The 6,527-nt window shown below is 64.9% G+C and carries 5 protein-coding genes and 1 pseudogene; all 6 read right to left on the bottom strand.

What is annotated here, in order from left to right; translation table 11 throughout:
- Nucleotides 1-18: 18 nt before the first annotated feature.
- Nucleotides 19-788: pseudogene (locus tag ABMA46_RS17365) on the bottom strand (IS5 family transposase).
- Nucleotides 789-969: 181 nt separating this feature from the next.
- A complete protein-coding gene (locus ABMA46_RS17360; protein WP_349001218.1) occupies nt 970-1,518 on the bottom strand; it encodes a DUF1254 domain-containing protein in 549 nt (182 codons plus the stop codon).
- Nucleotides 1,511-2,095 (bottom strand): DUF1214 domain-containing protein, encoded by a 585-nt coding sequence (locus ABMA46_RS17355; protein ID WP_349001217.1) that lies wholly within the window; start codon nt 2,093-2,095, stop codon nt 1,511-1,513. Before ABMA46_RS17355 ends, ABMA46_RS17360 begins: the two co-directional genes overlap by 8 nt.
- Before the next feature lie 92 nt (nt 2,096-2,187).
- Nucleotides 2,188-4,338: a transglycosylase domain-containing protein gene (locus tag ABMA46_RS17350; protein WP_349001215.1), complete on the bottom strand. Its 2,151-nt coding sequence runs from the start codon at nt 4,336-4,338 to the stop codon at nt 2,188-2,190.
- Nucleotides 4,339-4,548: 210 nt separating this feature from the next.
- Nucleotides 4,549-5,733 carry an arabinose transporter gene (locus ABMA46_RS17345; protein ID WP_349001214.1) on the bottom strand — a complete coding sequence of 395 codons (1,185 nt, stop codon included), beginning with the start codon at nt 5,731-5,733 and terminating at the stop codon, nt 4,549-4,551.
- Nucleotides 5,734-5,942: 209 nt separating this feature from the next.
- The gene (locus ABMA46_RS17340; RefSeq protein WP_349001212.1) at nt 5,943-6,524 is read right to left on the bottom strand and encodes a DUF308 domain-containing protein; all 582 of its coding nucleotides are present in this window, start codon (nt 6,522-6,524) and stop codon (nt 5,943-5,945) included.
- Nucleotides 6,525-6,527: the final 3 nt, after the last annotated feature.

Raw genomic sequence — 6,527 nt, 5'->3', positions numbered from 1 at the left:
TCTAGGCAGAATCGACATTCATCGCATCCACAGCATTGCGGCGGCGAGTTGCAGGAAGCTTAGGAAGTAGGCCGCGCGGCGGTCGAAGCGTGTGGCGATGCGTCTGAAGTGCTTGAGCTTGTTGAAACAGCGCTCGATCGTGTTACGGACCTTGTAGGCCTCGAAGTCGTAAGGGATCGGCGTCTTTCGGGTCGGGTTGCAGGGGATGACCGCTTCGGCTCCCATGTGGGTGATGAGGTCACGCAGGGCATTGGAATCATAGGCCTTGTCGGCCAGCACGCGACGTGGCGAGAGACCTTCGAGCAAGGCCGGAGCCAGAGGCGCGTCGCCGCGCTGGCCGGGTGTGAGGATCAGCTTCAGTGGCCGGCCGAGCGCATCCACGGCCATGTGAATCTTGGTCGTCAGGCCTCCTCGGGAACGCCCCAGAGCCTGATCCCCCCTTTTTGGCCGCCGCCCTTTCCGGTGGCTGCCTGTTGATGGGCGCGCACAAGGCTCGAGTCGAGACTGACATAATCGTTCTTGGGATCGTCGATGAGGTCGGCGAAGACGCGCTCCCACACACCGGCCTTCGCCCATCGCGTGAAGCGCTTGTGGGCGGTCTTCCACTTGCCATAGCGCTCGGGAAGATCATGCCAATGCGCGCCCGAGCGCAGCACCCAAAGCACGCCGTTGACGAAAGCAAGGTTATCACCCCCAGAACGGCCCGGATCGCTGGGCTTGCCGGGCAGCAAATCCCCGATCCGCCGCCATTGCTCAGGTGTCAGTTCGTACCGCTTGGGCTTCGACATCATGGGCCTCCAGATCAATCAACCTGGAAACCCATGAATCACATTCCTCAACAGAACTGAATCCTGAATGTCGATTGAACCTAGGCCCGTTTCCCGGCCGGCTTGCGCATGAATTCGGCAAACAAACGAAAGGCTGAGTCTTTTCGGAAAATAATCGCCGGGCTTGCCGCCGAGTGACGTCTCAAGGAACATCCGGCTCGCATGAGGCCTGGCTGAAGAAGGTCTTGACCGCCGGTCGCCAGCTTTCGTCGGGAACGAAGGCGCGCACCACCGCAATGCCTTCGTCGGTGGCCGTTTCGACGAAGACCGAACCGGCGAGGTTCTCCGGCAGGTCCTTGCGCACGGCAGCCATCTGGGCGGGCGTCAACACCACCGCGTCGAGCGAGGGTTTCCCCGCATTGCGGTCGTTGAAGGAATAGATGTTGTGCCCGTTTCGATCATAGACGGACACCGACCAGAAAGGCACACGTCCCTGCGCCTTGATGCGCACCATGCCGTCGCCGAGATCGAACCGGCAGGCCACGGCTTCGAACAGGGGATCGACCGATTTCACCACCGGCGGTCCGCCCTTTTCCGCGGCGAGCGGCGTCATGACATAGAGGTCGGTCGCCATCGCCAGCCGCGACCAGGCGTCGCGCGCCGAAAATTCGGGAATGAGCAGCAGCACGACGATGTGGACGATGCCGGCGCCGATCAGCCCGAGCAGCAGCGCCTGTGCGAGCCTACGCATGGCAGCCCACCTTGCGGATCGCCGGCATCTCGATGTCCGACAGGCCGGTGCTGGTGGCGATAGGCGTGTCGTAGAAAGTGAGCACGAAGTAGAGCGGCCCCTTGCCGGTCACGGCCAGCCAGTTGCCGGGCAGGGGATGGCTTCCGGTCGAGATCACCGCCGTGTCGTCCGGCCGGCGCAGGATCTGCATCGACTGGAGCGCGGCGCGACGCCGCTTGCCGGTGTCGATCGCGTCCAGCGAGCCGTCCGCTGCGTAGAGCGTGAAGAAGCGCGCGATCGGAAAGCCGCCTTCCAGCCTGTAGACGCATTCGCGCCTGAGCGGCGCGCCGCCGGAATCGCTCCCGGCCACGAAAGCCAGCCCCTCGGCGCGCCCCAGCGTCAGCACGCCCTCGCGCGCGGTGCGGGCCTGTGTGTAGGGATCGGCGGCCGCCGTGCCGATATCCGGGAACGCCGTCCACGGCCCGGCGCGGATGGCGCCGACGCCGGCCTGTGCGTCGAGTGCGTACCAGACGCTGCCGCCGCCCAGGCCGATGGCGACGGCGACGGCGAGAAACGTGAGCAGGGCGGTCTTGAGCATCGCAGGCCGTTACCGGGGTCGGATGACCCGCATATCGCGGGGCGGGCCGGCAAGGCAAGCACGCGCCGTCCCGGCAATGTGACGGTCGGGCCTCAAAGCGACGACAGCGTTTCTGTGGACGGCGGCGTCAGGGCAGGTGCGGCCCGCAACGCCTGCGAAAGCTCGCGCAGCAACTGCGTGGTGTGTGCCGACAGGACCGGCGGGCGCTCGGCGGCCGCCTTCTCGGCGTCGGCCTCGGCCTGCTTCTTCTGCGCGTCGGCCGCCGCGGCAGCCACCTTGTGGTCGACGAAGGGATGCTCGATGCCGGGGATGGGCTTCAGGTCGATGCCCTGGTGAGCGTAGACCATCAGCCGCTGCCATACCATCGCCGGCAGCGAGCCGCCGGTCATCTTGTTGGTCGGCGTGAAGTCGTCGTTGCCGAGCCACACCGCGGCGGTGAAATTGCCGGTGAAGCCGCAGAACCAGGCGTCGCGGTAGGACTGCGTGGTGCCCGTCTTGCCGGCGACGACGATGCCGGGCAGGGCGGCGCGGCGCCCGGTGCCGATGACGGGCACCTGCGACAGCATCGTGTTCATGTAGCCCAGCGCCTTCTCGGAGAGCACGCGATGCGGCGGCGGCTGGTCCTTGGCGAAATCCCACACCACCTTGCCGGTGTGGGTGACCAGCTGGGTGATGCCGTGCCGGCTGCCGGCGAAGCCGTTCTGCGCGAACACGCTGAAGCCGGTCGCCTGGTCCATCACCGTCTCGCCCGAGGTGCCCAGCACCGAGGTCTTGAAGCGCTCGATCGGCGATTCCACCCCCATCGCCTTGGCCATGTCGACGACGGCGTCGATGCCGAGATAGTCCTTGGTGATGCGCACCGGCACCGTGTTGATCGACTTCGTCAGCGCGGTCATGATCGTCACGTTGCCGGCGAAGCCGCCGCCGTAGTTGTGCGGCTGCCAGCCCCCCCAGTTGACCGGGCCGCCCGAGATCACCGTGCTCGGCGTCAGGCCGTGCTCCATGGCGGTGGCGTAGACATAGGGCTTGAAAGACGATCCGGTCTGGCGCAGCGCCCTGGTGGCGCGGTTGAACTGGCTGGTGCCGTAGTCGCGCCCGCCGACGATGGCGCGCACCGCCCCGTTGGTCTCGATGACGACGATGGCGCCTTCGCTGACGCGGTACTGCTTGCCGTATTGGCGCAGGTGGAATTCTAGCGATTCTTCTGCTGCTTTCTGAATGCCGGCGTCGAAGGTGGTGTGCGCCACCAGCGAATGCGCCCCCTTGGGCGCCAGCCGCTTGACCTCGTCGAAGGCCCAGTCGAGGAAATAGTCAGGACTCTTCTGCTCGCCCCGGTCGACCACGTCGGCGGGATGGAGCCGTGCCTGCAGTACCTGGCCCTCGCTCATGAAACCGGCGTCGACCAGATTGTCCAGCACCACGTTGGCGCGCGCCCGCGCCGCCGGCAGGTTGATGTGCGGCGCATATTTCGTCGGCGCCTTGAACAGGCCGGCCAGCATCGCCGACTCGGCCAGCGTCAGGTCCTTCACGCTCTTGCCGAAGTAGAAATCCGCCGCCGCCTCGATGCCGAACGTGCCGCCGCCCATGTAGGACCGGTCGAGATAGAGCTGCAGGATCTGCTTCTTGGAGAGGTTCGCCTCCAGCCACAGCGCCAGGAAAGCCTCCTTGATCTTGCGCTGCAGCGTCCGTTCGTTGGTCAGGAACAGGTTCTTCGCGAGCTGCTGGGTGATGGAGGAACCCCCCTGCACGACCGAGTTCGCCCGCATGTTTTCGCTCAGCGCCCTGAGCAGGCCGAAGACGTCGATGCCGTAATGTTCGAAGAAGCGGCGGTCCTCGGTGGCCAGCACCGCCTTGATGAGATGGTCGGGCATCTCGTCTACCGGCACGGAATCGCGCTGGATGATGCCGCGCTGGCCGATCTCGTTGCCGTAGCGGTCGAGGAAGGTGACGGCGAAATCGCCCTGCGCGCGCCAGTCGCCGGTCGTCTCCTGGAAGGCGGGCATGGCCAGCGCCAGCATCACCACCGCGCCACCGGCGCCCAGGGTAAAGGCCTCCGACAGCACCTCGATCAAACCTCGCCGCCAGCCGCGCAGCCGGAAACGCCGGGAGACGATGGTGGCCGCCTCCCAGAACCGGCCGAGCCCGAAGCTAAGCGCGTAGGCCGAGGAATCGATCCAGGCGTCGAGCGCCAGGAAGAAGGCGGCGATGCGTCCTCTTTTCCTGACTTTTCCGGGTTCGACCATGGTTACGGACCGATTGACACAACACAAGCGGATGCCGGTGCGCTGTGTCCGGCGGCGCGACTATGTGCCGTTTTCGGACAGTTTAACAAGGACATGGAAGCCACAACCGCCGAAAGCTTGCGCACAGGGTAAAGAACCAGCGGCTTCTTCTTCGCGCGAGAGACGAGCATGACAAATGATATGGGCGCCGTTGGTTCGGTCGGGGCGCCTTCATTGCCGCGCCAGCATCCTCTGCCGAAGGGCAAGGGCTATGCCGAAACCGGATGCGGCGGCGACGCCGCCGACAAGGAAGACATTGCCGTAGCCGGTGCGGTCTGCGAGCAGGCCCGCAAGCGGGCCGGTCATGCCGTATGCCAGGTCCTGGAAAGCGGAAAAGCCGCCGAGTGCCGTCGCGCGCAAATGCGGCGGCACGAGATGGACGACCTCCCTGCCCATGGCAGGGAAGATCATCGAACACCCGAGTCCCGTCAAGAAGGCGCCGGCAAGGGCAAGCGCCGGATCATTCGCGCTCCAGATCAGCAATTGACCAACGGTCTCTATCGCCAACGAGACAATTGCCACAGGCAACCCGCCGAAACGATCCGGGAAGTTTCCGAAGCAAAGGCGCATCAGCACAAAGCCGCCGCCGAATGCCGTGAAACCCAGCCCGGCCAGCGGCCAGTTCTCGTGCAGGAAATAAAGGACAAAAAATGCGCCGATCGCGGCAAAACCAATGCCTTGAAGGCACACGATCAGCCCATACCACCATATTGTCCCGATGACGCTCCAGTAGGATGGGCGTTCCGCCTCCGGATGCGGCTCGATACCGGTCAGCATGCCGATCGCAAGCAGTCCGATGCAAGGCAGCAAGGCGCTGACCGCCATTGTCCACGCAAAGCCGACTTGCTGATAGAGCACCAGGCCGACAGGTCCACCGATTGCCAGCGCGCCATATATCGACGCGCCGACCCAGGCGAGGACCTTTCCTGAACGCGACGGTCCGACCAGCCCGATGCCCCATCCTATGACGCTGACGCCGACAAGGCTTTCCCCGACGCCAACAAGCAGCCTCCCCACAAGCAGGACGACGAATGCCGCCAGAGGGGAAAGGATCGAGAAGCCCGCCGCGAGACAGAGGAAGGCACCGCCCGCATAGAGGGAGAGGCCACACATGGCGGCTCCCTTGGCGCCCCTCCTGTCGGTCAGTCTGCCGGCCCACCCGCGCGATACGATCGTCGAGAGAAATGCCGCGCCGACGGCAAGTCCTGCCCATGCGTTCGCGAAGCCAAGCCGCTGCGTCACATGGACGGGCACGACCGCCAGCGGGATAGCTACGCAGAGATAGGAAATGAACAGGATGGCAATCAGCAGCAGAAAGCGTGGCTGTGCCGCATCGCGTGTGAAGGGGGAAGTCAAGGTGTTTCTCCTGGGTCTTCCCTGCCGATCGCGCAACAAAAAACGCACTCCGCCCGACAGGATCGTTGAGTGCGTTGATTGACGTTTAACGCTTACGGCTGCATTTGCGCGATGGCCGGATAGTCCCTGTCGGGCGGAAAGTCAACGCCAAGGAAGGGCCGGCGACGCGTCGGAGAACCGGCAGGGGCCATGTCCAGATTTGCGCATTTTCAGGGCATTTGCGTGGACGCCCAGCGGCGGCTGACGGAGAGCCATAGCGCCGAGACGAAGAAATAGAGAGCGCCGAACAGGGCGTAGCCGGCCACGGTGGAAACGGTCGGCGGCATCTGCATTCTCGCCTGGGCGATGAAGAAGCTTCCGGCCAGGGCCGATTGGGCGCCGCTCAGGATCATGGCCCACTGCGCGCCGAAGCTTTTCCATCGCTTTATCGCCGTGCCGAGTTGCAGCAATCCGGAGAATATGGCCCAGGCGCCGAAGACGCCGAGCACCCAGTTCATTCCCATCCTCAAGGCCAGGACGACTGCAACGGCAGTCGCCAGGCTGACCGCCACGTTGATCGCCTGCGTGCGGTTTGCGGCCAGCCCGCCGCTGCGCGCCGCGTCGACATAGTTGGCCAGCGCATCCCAGAGGGGATAGACGACAAGCAGGATCGACGCCGCGGCAGGGGAATGCCGGCCGGCGGAAAAGGCGGCGCCTACCCAGAGCACGGAAAACGCCGTGCGCGTATAATAATAGAGCTGCAGCCAACGCTCCTGGCGGATGCGGTCGGTCATGGTGGGCGTGTCGGTCATCAG

This window comes from Mesorhizobium hunchu (genome assembly GCF_040081975.1).
Classification (GTDB): Bacteria; Pseudomonadota; Alphaproteobacteria; order Rhizobiales; family Rhizobiaceae; genus Mesorhizobium; species Mesorhizobium hunchu.
The sequence above is the reverse complement of the archived record's forward strand: the minus strand, read 5'-3'. Positions and strand labels throughout refer to the sequence as shown.